The organism is Pseudescherichia vulneris (genome assembly GCF_902164725.1).
Lineage (GTDB): Bacteria > Pseudomonadota > Gammaproteobacteria > Enterobacterales > Enterobacteriaceae > Pseudescherichia > Pseudescherichia vulneris.
Map to the genome: position 1 here is coordinate 719516 of NZ_LR607338.1, position 21684 is coordinate 741199.

The following is a 21684-nucleotide window of genomic DNA, read 5'->3' on the forward strand; positions in this document are numbered from 1 at the left end:
AGCTGGAACTCAAGTAAGCGTTCCTTTCCCCTCCCGTTCGGGAGGGGTCTCCCCCGCTGTTTATGCTTTTCTGCTATTTATTATCACCTAACAATATTTTTCCCCTCGTTAGCGTTACGCCAGGATATTGATCGCCATTTTGAGATCAAGGAAAGCCCATGGAACAACGCCGTTTTTCCGGCAAAGGCCACTGGTATCATGAAACCCAGTCGAGTACCGGCCAGGCACAAGCGCTACCGTTAGTTCCCGAAGCCGCCACCGTCACCGATCGTTTTCTACTGGATCTTGTGCTGCCTGAAGAGGTCATTGCCCCCTGTCAAGGCTGGCTGGAGCCTGCCCGTGCGCTCTGCGACCGGCTCTTTCCTCGCAGCGTCAGCGTTAGCCGCCAGCGCACCTTCAGCGCCTACGATCGCCTGAGCACGGCCCTCACGGTAGCCCAGGTTTACGGCGTCCAGCGCCTGTGCAATCACTACGCCGCCCGCCTTGCGCCGCTGCCCGGTCCCGACTCCTCCCGGGAGAGCAACTATCGCCTGGCGCAGATCACCCAGTACGCCAGACAGCTCGCCAGCTCCCCCGAGGTGATCGACGCCAGGGCGCGGGAGCAGCTTGAAGAGGTAGGGCTAACGACCTGGGACATCGTGCTGATGGATCAGATTATCGGCTTTATTGGCTTCCAGGCGCGGGTCATTGCAGCGTTTCAGGCGCTACTCTGCCAGCCCGTACGCTGGCTGCCCGGTATGGAGATGCAGCAGGATGCTGCCGCCGAACCGTTTAGTCGTCCTGAGAGCCGCTGGACGCCAGGCCTTGAGCGCGTCGAGCCACACTTCGCCAGTCCGGCCCAGCTGGAGTCGCTGGCCCAGTGGCAGCCGCTGCCGGCCCTGCAGGTGCTGACGCCGGTGCTGGCCCACGAGCACCACCTGCTTAACGCGCTAGGGGAGATCGTACAGAGCGATCTGTGCGCCACGCTCGATGTCGCACTGGTGGAGCTGGTGGCCCTGCTGACGGCGCGGATTAACGGTAGCCTGGACTGCTTTAACACTCTGGCGACGTCTGCCCTACCCGCCGCGCCGATCGCAGCGTTGCGCAGCGGCGAACGGGCGTTAAACAGCTGGGGCCAGGCCGATCCGCAGGCGCGGGCGGTTATCCAGGCCGTACAGCTTTTGACCCGAGCGGCAGACCGGTTTAGTGCCGCCCAGTTTACTCCCCTCGTTGAACAGGGGCTTTCTCCTCAGCAGGCGGTGAATCTGCTGGCGTGGAGCGGCCTGTGCGGCTGGTTGAATCGTCTTAAAATCGCGCTGGGCGACACGCATTAGCGCGAAACAGCGCTTGAAGCGTCACCCAGAATCGCGTAAAACTGTCAGCCGCTCTTATGGCCACGAAAATATAAAATTATGTTCCAGGACAACCCGCTGCTAGCGCAGCTTAAACAGCAACTGCATTCCCAAACGCCGCGTGCGGAAGGTGTCGTTAAAGGCACCGAAAAAGGTTTTGGCTTCCTCGAAGTCGACGGACAGAAAAGCTATTTTATTCCGCCGCCACAGATGAAGAAGGTAATGCATGGCGACCGCGTGATCGCCGTGATCCACAGTGACAAAGATCGCGAATCCGCCGAGCCGGAAGAGCTTGTCGAGCCGTTTCTGTCGCGCTTTGTCGGTAAAGTACACAGGAAAGACGATCGTCTCTCTATTGTACCGGATCATCCGTTGTTGAAAGAGGCGATCCCCTGCCGGGCCATGCGCGGCGTGGAGCATGATTTTAAAGAGGGCGACTGGGCGGTAGCCGAGATGCGTCGCCATCCGCTGAAGGGCGACCGCGGCTTCTACGCCGAGCTGACGCAATTTATTACCTTCGGTGATGACCACTTCGTTCCGTGGTGGGTGACCCTTGCCCGCCATAATCTGGAGAAAGAGGCACCGAACGGTGTGGCAACCGATATGCTGGATGAAGGCCTGGAGCGTGTCGACCTGACAGCGCTGGACTTTGTCACTATCGACAGCGCCAGCACCGCAGATATGGATGATGCCCTGTTTGTCGAAACGCTGGCTGACGATAAGCTGCAGCTGACCGTCGCCATTGCCGATCCCACCGCGTGGATCGCCGAGGGCAGCAAGCTGGACGATATCGCCAAAGTACGTGCCTTCACTAACTACCTACCGGGTTTCAATATCCCGATGCTGCCGCGTGAGCTCTCAGACGACCTCTGCTCTCTGCGTCCGCAGGAAATCCGTCCCGTGCTGGCCTGCCGCATGATCATTGCCGCTGACGGTACTATTGAAGAGGATATTACCTTCTTCGCGGCGACCATCGAATCCAAAGCCAAGCTGGTTTATGACGAGGTCTCAGACTGGCTGGAAGGCAAAGCGGGCTGGCAGCCGCCCTCAGAGTCGATTGCCAACCAGATCCGCCTCCTGCACCGCGTCTGCCTGAGCCGCAGCGAGTGGCGTACCCAGCATGCGCTGGTGTTTAAGGATCGTCCGGACTATCGCTTTGTGCTGGGTGAAAAAGGCGAGGTGCTGGATATCGTGGCCGAGCCGCGCCGCATTGCTAACCGCATCGTCGAGGAGTCCATGATCGCCGCCAACATCTGTGCGGCACGCGTTCTGCGCGCTAAGCTGGGCTTCGGGATCTACAACATTCACCTCGGGATCGATCCGGCGAATGGCGAAGCGCTGGCCGCGCTGCTGAAAACGCACGGCATGCACGTTGACGCCGAAGAGGTGCTGACCCTCGAAGGGTTCTGCAAGCTACGCCGCGAGCTTGATGCTCAGCCGTCAGGGTTCCTCGACAGCCGCATCCGTCGCTTCCAGTCCTTTGCTGAAATCAGCACCGAGCCGGGCCCTCACTTCGGTCTGGGCCTGGATGCCTACGCGACCTGGACCTCACCTATCCGTAAGTATGGCGATATGATCAACCATCGCCTGCTGAAAGCGATTATCAAGAACGAAACCATTGCTCGTCCGCAGGATGATGCAACGGTGCAAATGGCCGAACGTCGCCGACTCAACCGTATGGCGGAGCGTGACGTGGGTGACTGGCTCTATGCGCGCTTCCTGAAAGACAAAGCCGCCACGGATACTCGCTTTGCCGCAGAAATTATCGATATCAGCCGCGGCGGTATGCGTGTGCGTCTGGTAGATAACGGCGCAGTCGCGTTTATTCCGGCTCCGTTCCTGCACGCCGTGCGTGATGAGATGGTGTGTAGTCAGGAGAGCGGCACGGTGACGATTAAAGGCGAAACCGTGTATAAAGTTAGCGATGTAATTGACGTCACTATTGCTGAAGTACGCATGGAGACGCGCAGCGTTATTGCCCGCCCGCTGGCTTAATTATCTCCCTGCCCTGTCGGCCTCGTGATATACGAGGCCGACAGCATTTTGCCCTTCCCTTCATGTAATAAATATTCACTAATTCTGGTTTTTAGCTGAAGCAGAAATATTATAATATCGCCTGTAAAAACAGTGTTTTCCGTTATTAACCGTGTGGCTTTGTCGATCTTAACGTCGCCGATTTTAAATGGGTGAACGTAGCGCGTCGAGTGGGACAGGAGGAAGCATGAAAGAGGATTTGGATCAAAAAGGGCTGTTTCGCTATCTGGGCTCAAATAGCCCATTTTGGCGACTCTCTGTCGACAGCAATACGCTACACCTTGCCACCAGTGAAAATGCCGAAGCCAGCCAGACGATAACGCTTAACGATGAGCAAGCCGAGCAGATCCGGGCGATGACGGTGATTACCTCCAGCGTGACCACCACCCTGCCGCTCCTGGACCGGGAGGTGACGTTGCATCTGGTTGGCCGTAAAACAGGTAAAACAGAGTGGACTGGTACCGCCTCCTCCTGCAATGATACCTCATCCATAGCCCAGGATTTAGTCGAAGGCCTCGCCTTTGCTGAACAGGTCGTATCTGAAGCACACTCGGCAATAGTTATTCTCGATCGCCACGGCAATATTCAGCGCTTTAATCGGCTATGCGAGGAATATACCGGCCTGCGCGAAACAGAGGTTATTGGCGAGAACGTTTTTAAATTATTTATGAGCCGCAGAGAAGCTGTCGCGTCACGGCGTAACATCGCTAACTTTTTCCTGAACGGTAACGCTTACGAAGTTGAACGCTGGGTCAAAACCCGCAAAGGACAGCGGCTATTTCTCTTTCGCAATAAGTTTGTCCACAGCGGCAGCGGTAAAAATGAGATATATATTATCTGCTCCGGAACGGATATTACCGAAGAGCGCCGCGCCCAGGAGCGTCTGCGCGTGCTGGCCAATACCGACACCGTCACCGGTCTGCCTAACCGCAATGCCATCAACGAGCTGACGAGCGACGCCATTGCGAAACGCGGCGATAGCCAGGTAGGTATCGTCTATCTCGATCTCGATAATTTTAAAAAGGTCAACGACGCCTACGGCCATATGTTTGGCGACCAGCTGTTGCAGGCGGTGGCGCTGGCTATTTTAAGCTGTCTGGAGGAAGGCCAGGTGCTGGCAAGGCTGGGTGGCGACGAGTTTATCGTGCTGGCGACCAAAACCTCGCAGAGCGCGCTGGAGGCGATGGCATCCCGAATCTTAACCCGGCTGCGCCAGCCTTTCCGCATCGGGCTTATTGAAGTCTACTCGGGCTGCTCGCTGGGCATTTCGCTGGCACCCCAGCACGGCAAAGATCGGGAGACCGTGATCCGCAATGCCGATACCGCCATGTACACCGCCAAAGAGAACGGACGCGGTAAGTTTTGTGTCTTTACCCCAGAGATGAACCAGCGTGTCTTTGAGTATCTGTGGCTCGACACTAACCTGCGCAAAGCGCTGGATGATAATCAACTGGTGATCTACTACCAGCCCAAGGTGACCTGGCGCGGCGAGATCCGTAGTCTGGAGGCGCTGGTGCGCTGGCAGTCGCCGGAGCGCGGCCTTCTCGCCCCGACGGAGTTTATCTCCTATGCCGAGGAGTCTGGCCTGATCGTCCCGCTGGGGCGGTGGGTGATGCTGGACGTGCTGCAGCAGATTGCCAAATGGCGCGACAAGGGGCTAAACATGCGGGTCGCGGTGAACCTCTCAGCACGTCAGCTAGCTGACCAGACCCTGCTCAACGATCTCAGGCAGGCGCTAAGCGATCTTGATTTTGAATACAGCCCGATTGACGTTGAGCTAACCGAAAGCTGCCTGATTGAAAACGAAGAGGTAGCCCTGGCGGTGATTGAGCAGTTTAGCGCCCTTGGCGCGCAGGTGCATCTCGACGACTTTGGTACCGGCTACTCGTCGCTGTCGCAGTTGGCGCGTATCCCCATAGACGCCATCAAGCTTGATCAGTCCTTTGTGCGCGACGTGCACAAGCAGTCGGTTTCGCAGTCGCTGGTGCGGGCGATCGTCGCCGTGGCACAGGCGCTGAATTTACAGGTCATTGCCGAAGGCGTTGAGAGCGTCAAAGAGGATGCGTTTTTGACAAAAAACGGCGTCAACGAACGACAGGGATTTTTGTTTGCTAAGCCCATGCCCGCCGCCGCCTTTGAGCGCTGGTTCAAGCGTTACCAGACGCGGAAAATGCGTTAGCGATTAATTAATATCGTTTGCTTATGCTTTTTTGAGATTTATTTTTTTCTCCTTCTCTTTTTACACTATTTTTAGCATCATTAAATTTATTACCCTTTCAATCAGGAGTGACATGATGGCTGACATCGACGCAAAGCAACTGGCAGCACGGATCGATACCGTGCTCGATATTCTGGTTGCGGGTGATTACCACTCTGCCATTCATAATCTTGAAATTCTTAAGGCGGAGCTTCTGGCGAAGAACGATGCCGAGCAGGCTCAGGGGCAAAATTCGCCTAAAACGCCGTGGGAAATTTAATCGCGATGAATTCCCGACAACAAACTATTTTGCAGATGGTGATTGATAAAGGCCGGGTCAGCGTGACCGATCTGGCTAAAACAACCGGCGTATCAGAAGTGACTATCCGCCAGGATTTGAATACGCTGGAGAAGCAGAGCTATTTGCGCCGCACCCACGGCTATGCGGTGCCGTTGGAAAGCGACGATGTTGAAACCCGCATGCTCAATAATTTTGCCCTGAAGCGCGAGCTGGCGGAATTTGCCGCTTCCACGGTGGAGCCCGGTGAAACGATATTTATTGAAAACGGCAGCAGCAATGCGCTGCTGGCCCGCACTCTCGCTGAGCAGAAAGATATCACTATTATCACGGTGAGCAGCTATATTGCGCATCTGCTTAAAGAGACCTCCTGCGAAGTGATCCTGCTCGGCGGCATCTATCAGAAGAAAAGCGAGAGCATGGTGGGACCGCTGACGCGACAGTATATTGCGCAGGTACACTTCAACAAGGCGTTTATTGGTATTGATGGCTGGCAGCCTGATACCGGCTTTACTGGCCGGGACATGATGCGCGCCGACGTGGTAAATGCCGTGCTCGAAAAGGGCTGTGAGGCCATTATTCTGACCGATAGCTCAAAGTTTGGGGTGGTTCATCCCTACCCGCTTGGACAGCACCATCCTTTTAACAGGGTGATCACCGACGACAAGCTTAACGCGGCCACCCAGCACCAGCTGGAGCAGGCTGGTGTGCATGTCGATATTGTGAAATCTCCCCGCACACGCTAACGCTTTTTTAGCCCATGAAAGTGGGCTATCTCCCTCATCTATGAGACTTTTCTGACGATTCAATTAAGACTTTTTACCTGTCTGTTCGACAGGCAAGAAGTAAAATTATGTTCAGCGATATAACAGGATGTAACTACCGCCTCGCTTCAGTTGAGCGTGGATATCAGTAACAACTGTGTAACATAATTTACGGAAAAAGACTTTAGTGTGTCATAAGCGCACTATACTTAAAGAGATTTCTTTCCGTGAATCGAAATTTCAGGAGAAAGTATTATGATGTTATCAAGCAAAAAAGCAGCAACTGTCGTACTGGCTGTTACACTGGCAATGTCTCTGAGCGCATGTTCCAACTGGTCCAAACGCGACCGTAACACCGCTATCGGTGCCGGTGCAGGTGCGATCGGTGGCTCTGTTCTGACCGATGGCAGCACCCTGGGTACGCTGGGTGGCGCAGCGGTTGGTGGTATTATCGGTCACCAGGTCGACTAATAATACGACGTAGCAGGTCTTTCAAGGATCGAAAACGCGTTCTGATAACGCCGTAATACTTTCTTGCAGATCTGAATAACGCAGTACGCATTATAAGGCCACGGCAACCGCCGTGGCTTTTTATTTACTTGTTAGCCGCCCGCCAATTTGACCTTCATGCCTTTGGCTTCCAGCAGCGTTTTAAGCAGATCGCGCTTGTCGCCCTGAATTTCGATAACGCCCTCTTTTACCGATCCACCACAGCCACACTTCTTCTTCAGCTCGGCAGCCAGCTTATTCAACGCCTCATCGTCGCCCTCGACGCCGGTAATCAGGCAGACACCCTTACCTTTACGCCCGCTGGTTTGCTTGTGAATGCGCACGATGCCATCGCCTTTTGGCCGCTCAGGGGCAGCTTTAGGCTCATCAATACGCCCGGTTTCGGTGGAGTAGACTAAACGGCTGTTACTGTCCTTCATTATGCCTCCAGCTTCAGGGACGCATTAATTTCGCTGAGGGTCTGGGCAGGATTGGCAGACTGGGTGACCGGACGACCAATCACCATGTAGTCAACGCCCGCCGACAGCGCCTGCTGCGGCGTCATAATCCGACGCTGATCGCCCACTTCGCTGCCTTCAGGACGGATCCCCGGCGTCACCAGCCTAAACGCGTGCCCCAGCTCGCTCTTGAAGCGCACCGCTTCCTGTGCAGAGCACACAACCCCATCCAGGCCACACTGCTTGGTCAGGCGCGCCAGGCGCTCGGCGTGCTCGGCAGGCGTGCTGGTGATGCCCAGATCGCGCAGATCGCTGGCCTCCATGCTGGTCAAAACCGTCACGGCAATAAGCAGCGGTGCGTCCTTACCAAACGGCACCAGCGCCTCGCGGGCAGCGCTCATCATACGTGCTCCACCGGAGGCGTGAACGTTGACCATCCAGACACCAAGATCGGCCGCAGCGGCGACCGCATGGGCTGCGGTATTGGGAATATCATGAAACTTCAGATCGAGAAACACGTCGAAGCCGCGCTGATGAAGCTCGCGCACGAACTGCGGCCCAAAACGGGTAAACATCTCTTTGCCTACCTTCAGGCGGCAGTCGCTGGGAGCGATGCGATCGACAAATGCGAGGGCCAGATCGCGACTGGCGTAGTCGAGAGCAACCACAACGGGAGAGTGGCACAGAGATGTAGAAGAAGATGAAGCAGTAGACGTCATGACCAGACCTTCTTATTGATGAGCACGCGCGGGCGCAAAAGGATAAACGGGCAGCATTCTAACTGCGGGAGGAGGAAATTGACAGGGTGTATTTTTTGCTGGCTGGCTGATTCGGCACGGTGCAGCCTAAAGAGTGAGTCTATTGTAGTATGTTGTAACTAAAATGAGACTTTTTTTTAAATTACTGGCCGTCGAGACCGCGAATCGGCTTCACCGTTGACCAGGCCCGACATGAAGGACAGTGCCAGTACATCGTGAAAGCGGTAAAACCACACTTCTGACAGCGGTAGCGTGGCTTGCTGCGGATCTGCTCCCCGACCATGTCACGCAGCGCCATCAGGCTCTCTTTCGCCCGCCCCTCTTCGGCGTCGTGCAGGTGGTAATCCATCAGCTTATGGAACACGCGCATCGTTGGGTGACGCTGGAGCTGACGAGTGACGGTTACCTGGGCCTGATCCTGCCCTTCACGCTGATCGATAATCTCTGCCAGCATCAGATCGGCGGTCGCGCCTACGTTCTCCTCAACGCAGCGGGTAAGGAACTCTGCCCACTCGTCGTTTTTTCCGAGCTGGAGGTAGCAGGTCTGCAACATCTCCAGGGTTTCGCTCACCAGCTCTTTATCCTGGTCAATCACCCGCAGCAGACTCTCCATCGCCCTGGCGTAATCGCCTTTAGCGATCAGCACGCGGCCAATCATGATGGAGACGCGGGGGCTGGTGCGATCGGCCGCTGCGCCTTTCTTCAGCAGCGCCATCGCACGGTCCATATCGTCATTACCCATCTGCTGCAACGCAAGCTCGCAGTAAAAATGGGCAATTTCGCCGCGCTGTTTATCCTTACCGAGCTTGACCAGACGCTCGGCAACGTCGATCGCCTTCTGCCACTCGCTGGTGGCCTGATAGATCTGCAGAAGCTGCTGTAACGCCCCGATGCGAAAATCGGTTTCGTCCACCAGCTGATTAAACATATCTTCGGCGCGATCGTACATGCCCGCAGCCATATAGTCGCGGCCCAGCTGCTGAACCGCCAGCAGACGCTGGTCATAGGAGAGCGAGGCGCTCTCCATCAGGGTCTGATGGATGCGGATAGCGCGATCCACCTCGCCCCGGGAGCGAAACAGGTTCCCCAGGGTGAGATGCGCCTCAACGGTGCCGGTATCCTCTTTAAGCATGTCGAGGAACAGGTCTACCGCCTTGTCCTGTTGGTTACTCAGCAAGAAGTTGACACCGGCCACGTAGTCACGCGACAGCCGGTTGGCCTCATCCTGTTTTGTTTGTTGCGCACTTCTGCGTCCCATGTACCAGCCGTAGGCGGCTGCCACGGGTAACAGCAGAAACAACAGCTCCAGCATAACCTGTTATTCCTTGACGACCGGCGTCGTTGCGGTCGTTACCGGAACGCTATTGGTAGCAGGCGCAGTGGTTGTAGGCACAGCCGTTGCAGGAGCCGTCGGTGCAGGGGCAATTTGCTGTTCAAGACGCTTAATCTTACGCTCTGCCCGCGCCAGAGAGACCCGCACGCGCAGCCAGAAGAGACCGCAGATCAGCCAGCCGATAGCAAAGCCTGCGGCGAACAGAACCGCCAGCAGCGTAGAGATACGATACTCTCCCTGCGCCAACAGGTAATTGAAGGTCACCTGCTGATCGTTTTGCGCACCCAGAGTGACGGAAACGACAAAAATTGCTAACACCAGTAAGAAAATGAGTAGATATTTCACATTACTTCCCGTTATGTGGCTTAGGGCGAATAAATTCTGTTCAACCTGCTGCATCCAGCCTTATAAACTACCATTTTCGCGCAGCGGACGAAATGGAAAACCGTGACATCCAGATGATGTAAGGCCAAAAAGCAGAAATTCAACGCTTAGACGGCCTTACTCATTTTTCTCTTCACGCTGGGCTATCTCGATATCTTCTTTCACCGGCGGCGTCAGTGGCCCACAGAGACGCTGTGCAAGCCAGGTCGCCAGGGTGACCAGAATACCGGAGATGAGCGTCGCTACCGCCAGATCCTGCGGCCAGTGCATGCCCAACAGCATACGGCTGCCCATTACCAGTACGGCCCACACCATCAGCACAACGATAGTGAGCGTACGGCGACGGGGCCATAACAGACCCACAGCCAGCAGCGCCCAGCTGGCGGCAAACATCGTGTGGCCGGAGGGGAAGGCAAAGCCGGTCTCTTTCTGCCAGTGCTTGCGTAAAAACTCCGGCACGTTGTCCTGCTCGGTAAGCTGCTTCTCCACCAGGGCACCGCGCTCCTTACGTTTTAAAGTGTAGAACTCATCTACCGGAATTTGGTGAGTTTTTTCGAGCCAGACCACAAACGGACGTGGCTCCTGAGCAACCGTTTTAACCCAGGATTTGACCCCCTGGCCAATCACGATCGCCACGCCAAGAATGGCAAACAGCGTCAGCGCCGCCTTCAGGCGAAAGCGTAAACACCACAGGAACCAGCCGCATAACACGACGTGGGTAATGATGCCCCAGGGCTGGGTGACCGTTTCGGTGATCCAGTAGAGCATTTTAAGCCAGCCGCTGTGGCCTCCAGGCTGCCAATGCCAGCCGAAGAGCAATACCAGCAGTGGCATGATCAGCAGAAGTCCCGTTCCGGCGGCGATCCGTCTTGCGATTGAGAGCATTTTCTTTCCCTTTCAATTAAGTGACACAATAATAACTGAAAAATAACAAGTTCGGCAGATTTGACGGATTTGTGCGTTTAATCTTTGTAAGCCACGGTGGCGATTAGTGAAGTAGCGCGCCTTGTGGCAAAATAGGGACAGACAGAAAGCCTGAAGGCTACGGGCACAGAAAGTGCCAGCTTAATCTGGAGAATCACATGCAGCTTAAACGTGTGGCAGAAGCCAAACTGCCAACCCCCTGGGGCGACTTCCTGATGGTGGGATTTGAAGAACTGGCAACCGGACAGGATCACGTTGCTCTGGTCTATGGCGATATTTCCGGCCAGACGCCAGTGCTCGCTCGCGTCCATTCGGAGTGTTTGACCGGCGACGCCCTGTTCAGCCTGCGCTGCGACTGCGGTTTTCAGCTTGAAGCCGCCCTCTCCCACATCGCTGAAGAGGGACGCGGGATCCTTCTTTATCATCGTCAGGAGGGGCGCAACATTGGCCTTCTGAATAAAATTCGCGCCTATGCGCTACAGGACCAGGGCTATGATACCGTTGAGGCCAACCATCAGCTGGGCTTTGCCGCCGACGAGCGTGACTTTACGCTGTGCGCGGACATGTTCAAGCTGCTGGGCGTGGATGAGGTGCGACTGTTAACCAATAACCCGCGCAAGGTCGAGATCCTTACCGAGGCCGGGATTAACATCGTTGAACGCGTGGCGCTGATCGTCGGACGTAACCCCAATAATGAGCACTACCTTGATACCAAGGCGGCCAAAATGGGTCATCTGCTGGGTTGATTGGTGCGAGAAAGCGCCGGGTGGCGGCATACGCCTTACCCGGCCTACAAAACTCTGTAAGCCGGGCATGGTTGATTTACAGCATATTGCGGATCACGTAGTGCAGGATCCCGTCATTCTGGTAGTAAGTAAGCTCAGTACCGGTGTCGATACGGCAGCGGCAGTCAATGGTCTCCTGACTTCCATCAACCCGCGTCAACCGCACTGGAATAGTCGCGCCTGGCTTGAGCTGGGTCAGATTATCAACGTCAATCTTCTCCTCGCCCGTCAGCCCCAGCGTTTTACGCGTCACGCCCTGCGGAAACTCCAGCGGCAGGATCCCCATACCAATCAAATTCGAACGGTGAATACGCTCGAACGACTCGGCAATGACGACGCGGATGCCCAGCAGACGTGGCCCCTTGGCAGCCCAGTCACGGCTGGAGCCTGATCCGTACTCTTTACCGGCAACGACCGCCAGCGGCGTCCCCTCTTTCTGGTAGCGCATGGCCGCGTCATAGATAGAGATGACTTCGCTGCCCGGCAGATGCCGCGTCATCCCGCCCTCAATGCCGGGAACCATTTCGTTACGAATACGGATGTTGGCGAAGGTGCCGCGCATCATCACTTCATGGTTCCCCCGGCGGGAGCCGTAGGAGTTGAAATCCCCACGCTCGACCCCGTGGCTTTGCAGGTAACGCCCGGCCGGGCTGTCCGGTTTGATGCTGCCCGCCGGCGAGATGTGGTCGGTCGTCACTGAGTCACCCAGCATCGCCAGGATCCGCGCTCCGTGAATATCTTCCACCTGCTTCGGCGTCGCCAGCATCTCGTCAAAGAAGGGTGACAGACGGATGTAGGTCGAGTCATTCTGCCAGTTATAGGTATCAGAGTGGTCGACTTCAATAGACTTCCACTCATCCGAACCTTCAAACACTTCGGCGTACTCTTTGCGGAACATGTCGGTTGAAACATGCTCAACGGCGCGCGCGATCTCATCGCCCGACGGCCAGATATCCTTCAGATAGATCGGATCGCCTTTTCTGTCATGGCCGAGAGGATCGGTGGCCAGGTTAATATTCATGTTCCCCGCGAGGGCGTAGGCTACCACCAGCGGCGGCGACGCCAGCCAGTTGGTCTTCACCAGGGGATGAATTCGACCTTCAAAGTTGCGGTTACCAGAGAGCACCGCCCCGACGGTTAAGTCGCCTTTCTTAATCGCCTGCTCGATCGGATCGGGTAGCGGCCCGGAGTTACCGATACAGGTGGCACAGCCGTAGCCCACCAGGTTGAAGCCCAGCTCATCGAGCCAGGGGGTAAGCCTGGCCTGAGCCAGATAGTCAGAGACCACTTTCGAGCCGGGTGCCAGCGACGCTTTCACCCATGGCTGACGCTTCAGCCCCAGCTCTACGGCTTTTTTCGCCAGCAGACCCGCCGCCATTAGCACGCTCGGGTTAGAGGTGTTGGTGCAGGAGGTGATCGCCGCGATAACTACCGCGCCCTCAGGCAGCTCATATTGACGCCCGTTCATCGAATACTCGACTGCCTGGCGATCTTTCTGGGCGTGGTTAAGCTCAAGCTCTGAGCTGGCGGTAAACGCCTTCGGCACGTCGCTGAGAGGTACACGATCCTGGGGACGTTTCGGCCCGGCCACGCTGGCCTCTACCTCAGCCATATTGAGTTCGAGGGTGCTGGTAAAGACCGGCTCATCGCCGGAGTTACGCCACATCCCTTGCGCCTTGGTGTAGGACTCCACCAGCGCCACCTGCTCTTCGCTGCGGCCGCTGAGACGCATATAGTTGAGCGTAACGTCATCGATAGGGAAAAAGCCGCAGGTCGCGCCATATTCCGGCGCCATGTTAGCGATTGTCGCGCGATCCGCCAGTGGAAGGTGATCGAGACCGTCGCCGTAAAATTCAACGAATTTACCCACCACGCCGTGCTTACGCAGCATCTGGGTCACGGTCAGCACCAGGTCGGTAGCGGTAATGCCTTCGTTAAGTTTGCCGGTCAGCTTAAAGCCAACTACGTCAGGGATCAGCATCGATACCGGCTGGCCGAGCATCGCGGCCTCGGCCTCAATGCCGCCGACGCCCCAGCCTAGCACGCCAAGGCCGTTGATCATGGTGGTGTGCGAGTCGGTGCCCACCAGCGTGTCCGGATAGGCGACCCACTCTTTATCCTGCAGTTCGCTCCAGACCGCTTTCCCGAGATATTCGAGATTGACCTGATGGCAGATCCCGGTTCCCGGCGGTACGACGCTGAAGCGGCTGAATGCCTGCTGGCCCCAGCGCAGAAATTGATAGCGCTCATGGTTGCGCTCCATCTCCAGACGGACGTTCTCTTCAAAGGCGTCATCGTCACCAAAGTGATCCACGGTAACGGAGTGGTCGATCACCAGATCGACGGGAGAGAGCGGATTGACTTTTGCGGTATCGCCGCCGAGGCGTTTAACCGCTTCACGCATGGCGGCCAGGTCAACCACGGCAGGCACGCCGGTGAAGTCCTGCATCAGCACCCTTGCCGGGCGGTAGGCAATCTCACGGTCGGCGTGGGCAGATTGTAGCCATCCGGCTAACGCACGAATATCCTCTTCGGTGACGGAATCCTCATCCTGCCAGCGCAGGAGGTTTTCTAGCAGTACTTTGAGTGACTTGGGTAAGCGGGAAATATCCCCAAGTGCCTTTGCGGCCAGCGGCAGGCTGTAATAGTGCCAGGTCTTGTTCTCTGCCTGCAATGTATCCTTACTGGCTTCGCGTAGGGTAGACGACATAAGCTCCTCCTAATACAGAGTATCGATACCCTGACTGGTATCAGGGTCTGTATTAAAGATAACACAAACATGCCGTAACGTTTTGATAACAACCCAAATCGCTAAATCGCGTCTTTTTCAGGCTATCAGAATGCAAAAAACCCCGCCGGAGCGAGGTTTCAAGTAGAGAGGATGACAGTTACTTTTTGGCTTTATCGTCAGCAAAAGAGTCAATAAACGCCTTCTGCGCCGCCGTAAGCTGCCAGCCCGCCGGGATTTGCACCGTCGTCTGGCTCTCGCTTACGTGAGGATGTTTAGGGGACCGGCAGCGGTCCTGAACCGGATTTAACCGCTCGGTAATTGCCATAGGCTTAACCCCAAAATTTCCAGATAACCAGCGCCACAACCGCCCAGAAGAAAGCCGAACCGAGAAATACCGCTAGCCACGCTTTACGCTTAAGCGCGAGATCCCTTTGCGGTTCTTCACTTCCTGCTGGCATTGCTAACCTCACACAATCGACATCGCTTATCATATTGACACCGAACAATAGGTTTAAGTAATCATCACATAGGACAAATCCTAAAGAAACTTTAGCCTAAAATCCAGCGAATTTACGAATCATTTCGAGTGAAATATTCGATGTTATGATCGCGAAGAGAGAATTGTAGAAGGTAATTTGCGCTGCGCTACCTTAGCGACTACTTTTGTCGCCCTTCTGTTATTTTTCCGGCAGCTTTATATCGTGGAACATGGCTTCAATATCCTCGTTCGAACGCAATGCGACGGCGGTATCGACAACGTCACGGGTAAGATGCGGAGCGAAGCGCTGGATAAAGTCATACATGTAGCTGCGTAAGAAGGTGCTGCGACGGAAACCGATTTTGGTGGTGCTGTGGCTGAATACGCCTTGCGCATCCAGCTTGACCAGATCAGGGTCGGAGATAGGATCCACCGCCATGCTGGCAATCACTCCTACCCCCAGTCCAAGACGGACATAGGTTTTGATCACGTCGGCATCGGTAGCGGTAAAAACAATGCGCGGCGTCAGGCCAGCACGGTTAAACGCGGTGTCCAGCTCAGAGCGGCCGGTAAAGCCAAAGGTGTAGGTCACCAGCGGATATTGGGCCAGCTCTTCAATGCTTACCGACTGCTTGCCCGCCAGCGGGTGATCCGGCGTCACTACGATAGAGCGGTTCCAGTGGTAGCACGGCAGCATCACCAGGTCGTCATAGAGATGCAGCGCTTCGGTGGCAATGGCAAAGTCCGCGTTGCCCTTAGATACCGCTTCGGCAATCTGGGTTGGCGAACCCTGATGCATATGCAGGGATACGCGCGGGTAGCGCTCAATAAAGCCTTTGATCACGTTAGGCAGCGCGTAGCGGGCCTGGGTATGGGTGGTCGCCACGTACAGCGATCCCTTATCCGGCCAGGTGTGCTCGCCAGCAACCGATTTTATCGCCTCTACCTTGGAGAGCACCTCGCGGGCGATGCGGATGATCTCCTGCCCGGCAGGGGTGACCTGAGTAAGATGCTTACCGCTGCGGGCAAAAATCTGGATCCCCAGTTCGTCCTCCAGCATACGTACCTGCTTACTGATCCCGGGCTGGGAGGTATAGAGCCCTTCGGCAGTAGATGAGACGTTAAGGTTATGGTTGACCACCTCAACAATATAGCGAAGCTGCTGTAGTTTCATGACGGACCATCCGATTTTGCGCACACGGCATCGTCTAAGACGATTTAATAATAAGAGAGGAATTAGCTATAACCACTATATCATTTATATCTACAGTGTATAGATATGAAAAAAAAATAATAATGTTGTTATAAGAAAGGGCCGGATAACCGGCCCTTTAAGGAGACAACAGCGGGCTTATTTCTTCGCTTCTACCCATTTGCCATCAATAAAGAAAGCGGACCAGCCGGTGGCTTTCCCCTCTTTCTCGGAGGCAACGTACTGCTGCTTGGTCTTGCGGCTAAAGCGGACCATGGTCTTATTGCCAGCAGGATCCTGCTGCGGCGCATCGGCCAGATAGCGCAGCTTCTCCGGCAGGCGATCGCGGAAGCGGTACAGCTCTTCGACCAGCGGCGCACGAGTTTCGCGCGATTTCGGGAAGGTGTTAGCCGCCAGGAAGACGCCCGCTGCCCCATCGCGCAGCACGAAGTAGGCATCTGACTTCTCGCACGGCAGCTCCGGCAGCGGAACCGGATCTTCCTTCGGCGGTGCAACTTCACCGCTACGCAGGATCTTACGCGTGTTTTTACAGTCGTCGTTGGTGCAGGCCATGTACTTGCCGAAGCGCCCCATTTTCAGGTGCATTTCAGAACCACACTTCTCGCACTCGACGATCGGGCCGTCGTAACCTTTAATGCGGAACTCGCCCTCTTCGATCTCGTAGCCGTCGCAGGTGGGGTTATTACCGCACACGTGCAGCTTGCGTTTCGGATCGATCAGGTAGCTGTCCATCGCCGTGCCGCACTTCACGCAGCGGCGTTTCGCACGCAGGGCGTTGGTTTCGGCATCGTCACCCTCCAGCACGTTGAGAACTTCGTTCTCTGGCACCAGGTTGATGGTGGTTTTGCAGCGCTCTTTCGGTGGCAGTGCGTAGCCAGAACAGCCGAGGAAAACACCGGTGCTCGCCGTGCGGATCCCCATTTTCCGTCCGCAGGTCGGGCAGTCAATGCTGGTCAGCACCATCTGGTTCGGGCGCATACCGCCCTCCTCCGGATCCTGCTCGGCCTTCTCTAGCTGCTTGGTAAAGTCGCTAAAGAAGTTATCCAGCACGCCTTTCCATTCTGTTTCGTGGTTCGCCACCTGGTCAAGGCTGTTTTCCATCTGGGCGGTGAAGTCGTAGTTCATCAGCTCGCGGAAGTTCTCTTCCAGACGATCGGTGACGATCTCCCCCATCTTCTCAGCATAGAAGCGACGGTTTTCCACCCGGACGTAGCCGCGATCCTGGATGGTCGAAATGATCGACGCATAGGTAGACGGGCGACCAATGCCGCGTTTTTCCAGCTCTTTGACCAGCGAGGCTTCGCTGAAGCGCGCAGGCGGTTTGGTAAAGTGCTGGGCCGGGGTCAGCTCGATCAGCGACACCACGTCGCCTTTGTTGACCGGCGGCAGGGTGCGATCTTCATCGTTTTTACGCAGCGCAGGCATCACTTTGGTCCAGCCGTCAAAACGCAGCGTGCGACCGCGCGCCTTGAGGCGGAACTCGCTCGCTTCCACAGTCAGCGTCGTGGAGTCGTACTGGGCTGGCGTCATCTGGCAGGCAACGAACTGACGCCAGATCAGCTGGTAGAGCTTCTGCGCGTCGTTTTCCATATCCTTCAGCGACTCCGCCAAGACCGCCACGTCAGAAGGGCGAATCGCTTCGTGCGCTTCCTGCGAGTTCTCTTTGTTGGAGTACTGAATCGGGCTCTCCGGCAGGTATTTCTTGCCGAAGTTATCGGTGATATAGCTGCGGGCCATGCTCACCGCGTCCTGGCTCAGGTTAGTTGAGTCAGTACGCATATAGGTAATGTGTCCCGCTTCGTACAGACGCTGGGCCATCATCATGGTTTTCTTCACGCCGAATCCGAGACGGGTGCTGGCCGCCTGCTGCAGCGTCGAGGTGATGAACGGCGCGCCCGGCTTGCTGCTGGTCGGCTTATCTTCCCGATCGGCTACGGTATAGCGGGCCTTCTCCAGCAGGCTAACCGCCGACATGGTCTGCTCGCGGTTAACCGGACGGAACGGCTTGTCCTGCTGGTGCGTGACCTGCAGCGCCAGCGAGTCACCGGCTGGCGTCGCCACGTTGGCGTCTACTTCCCAAAACTCTTCCGGCACGAAGGCTTTGATTTCACGCTCGCGCTCGACCACCAGCCGCACGGCAACGGACTGCACGCGACCGGCAGAGAGACCGCGGGCGATCTTTTTCCATAGCAGCGGCGAGACCATGTAGCCCACAACGCGGTCCATAAAGCGACGCGCCTGCTGGGCATTTACCCGGTCAATGTTCAGTTCGCCCGGCTTTTCGAACGCCTGGCGGATCGCATTTTTGGTAATTTCGTTAAAGACGACGCGGCTGTAGCGCGTCTCATCGCCCCCGATCACTTCCCGCAGGTGCCAGGCAATGGCTTCTCCTTCGCGGTCAAGGTCGGTTGCGAGATAGATATGATCGGCTTTTTCGGCCAGCGACTTCAGCTCAGAGACCACTTTCTCTTTGCCGGGGAGCACTTCATAGCGCGCATCCCAGTCGTGCCATGGGTCGACGCCCATACGATTGACCAGCGCGCCACGTTCATCCTTTTTAGGCTTTTTAGCCGTTTTGGTGGAGGCAGAGTCAGCGCTCTTTTTGGCGGCTGAGCCACTGGTCGGCAAATCGCGGATATGACCGACGCTGGATTTCACCACGTAGTCACTACCCAGATACTTATTGATCGTTTTGGCTTTTGCCGGGGACTCAACGATAACGAGAGCTTTACCCATATTCACCTTTACCTAATTTGATTCTTCCAGGAATACGCCGCACGTTGACTCACCATCCCCTGGCGACGTGCCTCAGATATAGCGGCGACGTCACGGGATATCAACCCCTTTTCATAACCAGACGCTGAAATTAAGACTTCCAGGTGACTGAGTTAACAGGTTTTTCCGCGTCTGGTGGGATGAGAACGACGAACTTAAGGTCGAATGTCAAGCAAATCTGTTGCCAGATTGACGAAAGCGCACACTCTACCTGATAAAATTTGTTACGCAACTTTATTAGCATGCAAAAACGGATCGCGCCAACGGCGGGATGGGGTAAAAGCCCTCTTGATAACAGGGAAAATTTGCCCCATTTGTCCCCCTGGACGTAGAATATCGACAACGTTTATGGAGGTAACTATGCAAGAGTCAGTTCTACCGATCGATCGTCAGTCACTGCTGGCGAAAGCGAATGAGATCATCCGCGAGCATGAGGATTATGTGCAGGGCATCGAAGCCACCAACGTCACCGAACGTAACGGCATTCTGATCTTCAGCGGCGACTATTTTCTTGATGAGCAGGGCCTGCCCACAGCGAAGAGTACGGCGGTGTTTAACATGTTCAAACATCTTGCCCACGTACTATCTGAGAAATATACGCTGGCAGAATAAACAGAGCGAGGCATTGCGCCTCGCTCCTCTATTATCGCCGTTTACAGCAGCGGCTTTTCACTGCGCTGCCACCAGCGTAGCAGCAGCCGGTCGGCGCTCTCCGCCGCGCTGCTGGTAAAGCGATCCATTAATTTCTTGCGGCGGGTGTAGCGAATGCCGATCACCTCGAACTCCTTGATCAGGCCAAGCAGCAGCTCGTCGCTGGTGCCTACCTCATCCACCAACCCCTTTTCCTGCGCCTGTACGCCGTACCAGTGTTCACCGGTAGCCACGGACTCAATATCTAATGAAGGACGCATCTGCTTAACAAAGGATTTGAAGAGATCGTGGGTCTCGTTCAGGCTTTCACGGAACTTCTGCCGCCCCTCTTCGGTATTCTCTCCAAGCAGGGTTAGCGTTCTTTTATATTGACCAGCTGTATGCAATTCAATATCGATATCTTTGCTTTTCAGGAAGCGGTTCAGGTTAGGGATCTGCGCCACGACGCCAATAGACCCGACAATGGCAAAGGGTGCGGCGACAATCTTGTCCGCCACGCAGGCCATCATATACCCACCGCTGGCAGCCACTTTGTCCACGGCTACGGTGAGGGGAATGTTTTTATCACGCAGGCGCTGCAGCTGGGACGATGCCAGGCCATAGCCGTGAACCACGCCGCCAGGACTTTCAAGACGCAGCACTACACGATCCTCAGGCTTAGCGACGGTGAGCACGGCGGTGATCTCTTCCCGCAGGCTGCTGACCTCATGCGCATCCATACTGCCTTTGAAATCCAGCACCCAGGCACGGGCTTTCGTGGCGGCAGCGGGTACGCCAAGCTTCGCGCTGGCCTTTGCCTCTTTGGCCTCCTGCTTCAGACGCTTCTTCTGCGCTTTGTGCCATAGCTTCTGCCGGTGCGTATCGAGCAGGGAGACCGAAAGATCCTCCTGCATCTCTTTATACTGCTCGCTCAGGTTTGTGACGCGAAGCTCCCCGCGCTGGCGTTTGCGCTGCGTCAGGTTAACAATAAGCATCGCCACGACGGCGATGGCAATCACCACCGTCACAATCTTGGCTAAAAACAACCCGTATTCAGATAGTAATTCCACGCGTCCCACCTTGGTTACATCACTCAACGTAAAGGCCAGTGTACATGACCCCGCCCGCATCGTCTTCTGCCGTCGTGCTAAGTTAGACGCCATCCTGCTGATTTTTTTGCTCTGTAAGAACTTGAAAAGGTTCAAAGCAGCAATGCAGGAGCTTGACGATTGAATTACGCGGCGGATTAAGGCATAAAGCCCACAAGACCCGATCCTGTGAAATGTCGCCTGGATGAACGAGAGCGCAAAGGAGAAACCGTGCACTACCAGCCAAAACGAGATTTATTAGAGAACCGCATTATTCTGGTGACCGGTGCCAGCGACGGGATTGGCGAGGAGGCCGCCCTGACCTATGCCCGCTACGGCGCAAAAGTGATCCTGCTCGGCAGGAGTGATGAGAAGCTGCGCGGCGTGGCCCAGCGCATTGAGCAGCTCGGCGGCAAAACCGCCCGCTGGTATACGCTGGATCTCGCCACCTGCACGCCACAGGAATGTCAGCAGCTGGCGGCACAGATTGATGTCGCCGTTCCCCGCCTTGATGGCGTCCTGCATAACGCGGGCATGCTGGGGGATATCTGCCCGATGGATCAGCAGAAGCCGGAGGTCTGGGAGCAGGTGATGCAGATCAACGTCAACGCGACCTTCTATTTGACTCAGGCACTTCTTCCTTTATTACTCAAGTCAGAGGCCGGCTCGCTGGTGTTCACCTCCTCAAGCGTAGGGCGTCAGGGCCGCGCCAGCTGGGGGGCCTACGCGGTGTCTAAATTTGCCACCGAAGGCATGATGCAGGTGCTGGCCGAGGAGTATCAGAGCAAGCACCTGCGGGTTAACTGCATCAACCCCGGCGGTACGCGAACAAAAATGCGTGCCAGCGCGTTTCCGTCGGAAGATCCACAAAAATTAAAGACCCCGGCTGATATCATGCCGCTCTACCTATGGCTGATGGGTGATGACAGCCGTCGCAAAACCGGCATGAGTTTTGATGCTCAGCCTGGACGCAAACCGGGGATAGCACATTGACTGTTCACTGCCCTAAAGGGC

General features: G+C 55.8%; 20 protein-coding genes. 9 read left to right on the plus strand and 11 right to left on the minus strand.

Translation table 11 applies throughout. The features are described from left to right. Window positions 1–158 precede the first annotated feature (158 nt). The 6 genes from FN633_RS02945 to osmB all read left to right on the plus strand — a co-directional run bounded on the left by FN633_RS02945 (window position 159) and on the right by osmB (window position 7095). Window positions 159–1313 (plus strand): CMD domain-containing protein, encoded by a 1155-nt coding sequence (locus FN633_RS02945; protein WP_154056675.1) that lies wholly within the window; start codon window positions 159–161, stop codon window positions 1311–1313. Between the two features lie 78 nt (window positions 1314–1391). Continuing rightward, window positions 1392–3326, plus strand: coding sequence for an exoribonuclease II (locus tag FN633_RS02950; RefSeq protein WP_154056676.1), 1935 nt, complete (start codon window positions 1392–1394; stop codon window positions 3324–3326). A gap of 226 nt (window positions 3327–3552) precedes the next feature. Beyond that, a complete protein-coding gene (gene pdeR / locus FN633_RS02955; protein WP_154056677.1) occupies window positions 3553–5544 on the plus strand; it encodes a cyclic di-GMP phosphodiesterase in 1992 nt (663 codons plus the stop codon). 115 nt (window positions 5545–5659) lie between these two features. Continuing rightward, a complete protein-coding gene (locus FN633_RS02960) occupies window positions 5660–5842 on the plus strand; it encodes a YciZ family protein (protein WP_154056678.1) in 183 nt (60 codons plus the stop codon). 5 nt (window positions 5843–5847) lie between these two features. Next, window positions 5848–6606, plus strand: a complete 759-nt coding sequence (gene yciT, locus FN633_RS02965; RefSeq protein ID WP_154056679.1) for a DNA-binding transcriptional regulator YciT — start codon at window positions 5848–5850, stop codon at window positions 6604–6606. Between the two features lie 273 nt (window positions 6607–6879). Next, entirely contained in the window at window positions 6880–7095 is a 216-nt protein-coding gene (gene osmB / locus FN633_RS02970) for an osmotically-inducible lipoprotein OsmB (RefSeq protein ID WP_042394288.1), read from the plus strand. Between the two features lie 131 nt (window positions 7096–7226). On the opposite strand, the gene yciH is transcribed toward osmB, so the two are convergent. From yciH to pgpB, 5 genes are all read right to left on the minus strand, one after another. Further along, window positions 7227–7553, minus strand: a complete 327-nt coding sequence (gene yciH / locus FN633_RS02975) for a stress response translation initiation inhibitor YciH (protein WP_154056680.1) — start codon at window positions 7551–7553, stop codon at window positions 7227–7229. Further along, window positions 7553–8290 (minus strand): orotidine-5'-phosphate decarboxylase, encoded by a 738-nt coding sequence (gene pyrF, locus FN633_RS02980; protein WP_154056681.1) that lies wholly within the window; start codon window positions 8288–8290, stop codon window positions 7553–7555. The genes yciH and pyrF overlap by 1 nt, the downstream gene beginning before the upstream one ends. A gap of 181 nt (window positions 8291–8471) precedes the next feature. After that, a complete protein-coding gene (lapB, locus tag FN633_RS02985) occupies window positions 8472–9641 on the minus strand; it encodes a lipopolysaccharide assembly protein LapB (protein WP_154056682.1) in 1170 nt (389 codons plus the stop codon). 6 nt (window positions 9642–9647) lie between these two features. Beyond that, a complete protein-coding gene (locus tag FN633_RS02990; protein ID WP_243731469.1) occupies window positions 9648–10007 on the minus strand; it encodes a LapA family protein in 360 nt (119 codons plus the stop codon). Window positions 10008–10163: 156 nt separating this feature from the next. Further along, window positions 10164–10931 (minus strand): phosphatidylglycerophosphatase B, encoded by a 768-nt coding sequence (pgpB, locus tag FN633_RS02995; RefSeq protein ID WP_154056683.1) that lies wholly within the window; start codon window positions 10929–10931, stop codon window positions 10164–10166. A 197-nt stretch (window positions 10932–11128) separates the two neighbouring features. Here pgpB and ribA point away from each other — a divergent pair, with 197 nt between their 5' ends. After that, entirely contained in the window at window positions 11129–11716 is a 588-nt protein-coding gene (gene ribA / locus FN633_RS03000) for a GTP cyclohydrolase II (protein ID WP_042394301.1), read from the plus strand. A 76-nt stretch (window positions 11717–11792) separates the two neighbouring features. On the opposite strand, the gene acnA is transcribed toward ribA, so the two are convergent. The 5 genes from acnA to topA all read right to left on the minus strand — a co-directional run bounded on the left by acnA (window position 11793) and on the right by topA (window position 18913). After that, window positions 11793–14465: an aconitate hydratase AcnA gene (gene acnA / locus FN633_RS03005; RefSeq protein ID WP_154056684.1), complete on the minus strand. Its 2673-nt coding sequence runs from the start codon at window positions 14463–14465 to the stop codon at window positions 11793–11795. Window positions 14466–14643: 178 nt separating this feature from the next. Further along, window positions 14644–14811 (minus strand): hypothetical protein, encoded by a 168-nt coding sequence (locus FN633_RS18355; RefSeq protein ID WP_208674228.1) that lies wholly within the window; start codon window positions 14809–14811, stop codon window positions 14644–14646. Between the two features lie 4 nt (window positions 14812–14815). Continuing rightward, complete coding sequence (locus FN633_RS03010) at window positions 14816–14977, minus strand: YmiA family putative membrane protein (protein WP_077776559.1); 162 nt, start codon at window positions 14975–14977, stop codon at window positions 14816–14818. Between the two features lie 186 nt (window positions 14978–15163). Next, window positions 15164–16138 carry an HTH-type transcriptional regulator CysB gene (cysB, locus tag FN633_RS03015; protein ID WP_042394307.1) on the minus strand — a complete coding sequence of 325 codons (975 nt, stop codon included), beginning with the start codon at window positions 16136–16138 and terminating at the stop codon, window positions 15164–15166. 177 nt (window positions 16139–16315) lie between these two features. Then, window positions 16316–18913: a type I DNA topoisomerase gene (gene topA / locus FN633_RS03020; RefSeq protein WP_154056685.1), complete on the minus strand. Its 2598-nt coding sequence runs from the start codon at window positions 18911–18913 to the stop codon at window positions 16316–16318. 399 nt (window positions 18914–19312) lie between these two features. On the opposite strand from topA, the gene FN633_RS03025 reads away from it, so the two are divergent. Continuing rightward, window positions 19313–19564 carry a YciN family protein gene (locus FN633_RS03025; RefSeq protein WP_042394314.1) on the plus strand — a complete coding sequence of 84 codons (252 nt, stop codon included), beginning with the start codon at window positions 19313–19315 and terminating at the stop codon, window positions 19562–19564. Between the two features lie 41 nt (window positions 19565–19605). Here FN633_RS03025 and sohB read toward each other — a convergent pair whose 3' ends face one another. After that, entirely contained in the window at window positions 19606–20652 is a 1047-nt protein-coding gene (gene sohB / locus FN633_RS03030) for a protease SohB (RefSeq protein WP_154056686.1), read from the minus strand. Between the two features lie 249 nt (window positions 20653–20901). Here sohB and FN633_RS03035 point away from each other — a divergent pair, with 249 nt between their 5' ends. Then, the gene (locus FN633_RS03035) at window positions 20902–21663 is read left to right on the plus strand and encodes a YciK family oxidoreductase (RefSeq protein WP_154056687.1); all 762 of its coding nucleotides are present in this window, start codon (window positions 20902–20904) and stop codon (window positions 21661–21663) included. Window positions 21664–21684: the final 21 nt, after the last annotated feature.